The organism is Aquabacterium sp., assembly GCF_050725395.1.
In the GTDB taxonomy this organism is placed as follows: domain Bacteria; phylum Pseudomonadota; class Gammaproteobacteria; order Burkholderiales; family Burkholderiaceae_C; genus Aquabacterium.
Genome location: NZ_JBOHHL010000091.1, coordinates 1 through 1,608, shown reverse-complemented (window position 1 = coordinate 1,608; position 1,608 = coordinate 1). Strand labels below are relative to the sequence as shown.

1 protein-coding gene is annotated in these 1,608 nt (G+C 65.4%); it reads left to right on the top strand.

Features of this window, described 5'->3' with window-relative positions:
• Window positions 1-1,608 (top strand): DUF5801 repeats-in-toxin domain-containing protein (locus ACREB4_RS21240; protein ID WP_431590229.1); only part of this gene is annotated, 1,608 nt, incomplete at both ends.

Here is a 1,608-nt window from a genome sequence, read left to right as displayed (position 1 = left end):
GGGTGGCGTTGCTCCGGTCGGTCTGGCGACGGTTACCGCCAACTTCGCGGATAATTTCACTGGCGGCAGCTACGGGGCAGATGGTGCGGGCACCACGGCCTTTACGCTGAAGCTGACCGGTTCGAACGTGGCCTCCGGCCTGTTCGCGCTTGATGCGGCGGACAAGACCGCCGGCGACGGCGACGGGATCGGCCAGGGTGCGCAGATCGTGCTCAACCAGGCCGGCAACGTGATCACCGGCTCGGCTGGCGGGACGACCTACTTCACGATCACGATTGACCCGGCGACGGGCATCGTGACGTTTGCCGAGACCAAGAACATCTGGCATCCGGACGCGAACAATTCGGACGATGCGGCGACGCTGACGACGGCGGCCGGCCTGCTGCAATTGGTAAAGACGATCACCGATGCGGACGGCGACAGCGTCGCGACGACGCTCGACCTCGGCAACGGCGTGTTCTCGATCCAGGACGACGGCCCGGCCCAGGGCAGGGTGCTCGATGTGCAGAAGGACACGCTTGTTCTGGACGAGAGTGCGGTTGGCACCGATACGGTCGGCGGCATTGCGCCGGTCGGTCTGGCGAGCGTGACGGCGGATTACTCCAACAATTTCTCGCCGGTGAACTACGGCACCGATGGTGCCGGCACCACGACCTACAAGTTCGAACTCAGCGCGGCGAACGTCGGTTCGGGCCTTTATGCGCTCGATGCGGCGGACAAGACCGCCGGCGATGGCGACGGCATTGGCCAGGGCTCGCAGATCCTGCTGAGCCAGACGCCGGACGGCGTGATTCACGGCATGGTGGGCGCGGTCGAGTACTTCACGATCAGCGTTGACGGCTCCGGCATCGTGACGTTCACGCAGGTCAAGAACATCTGGCATCCGGATACGAACAACTCGGACGATGCGGCGACGTTGACGACGCCTGCGCTGGGCGACCTGAAGCTGACGCAGACGGTGACGGATGCGGACGGCGATCACACCAGCGCCTCGATCAACCTTGGTGGGAACGTGTTCACGATCCAGGACGACGGCCCGGCGGTACCGACAGTGACCGCGGCTGCGGACACGCTTGTTCTGGACGAGAGCGCGGTCGGCACCGATACGGTCGGCGGCATTGCGCCGGTCGGTCTGGCGAGCGTGACGGCGGATTACTCCAACAACTTCTCGGCGTCGAACTACGGCACCGATGGTGCCGGCGCCACGACCTACAAGTTCGAGCTGAACGGAGCCAACATCGGTTCGGGCCTCTATGCGCTGGATGCGGCGGACAAGAGTGCGGTGGACGGCGACGGCATCGGCCAGGGCTCGCAGATCCTGCTGAGCCAGACGCCGGACGGCGTGATCCACGGCATGGTGGGCGCGGTCGAGTACTTCACGATCAGCGTCAACGGTTCCGGCATCGTGACGTTCACGCAGGTCAAGAACATCTGGCATGCGGATCCGAACAACTCGGATGACGCGGCGACGCTGACGACGGCCCTGGCCGGCGACCTGAAGCTGACGCAGACGGTGACGGATGCGGACGGCGACCACACCAGCGCCTCGATCAACGTCGGCACCGGCGTGTTCACGATCCAGGACGACGGCCCGGCGGTACCGACGGT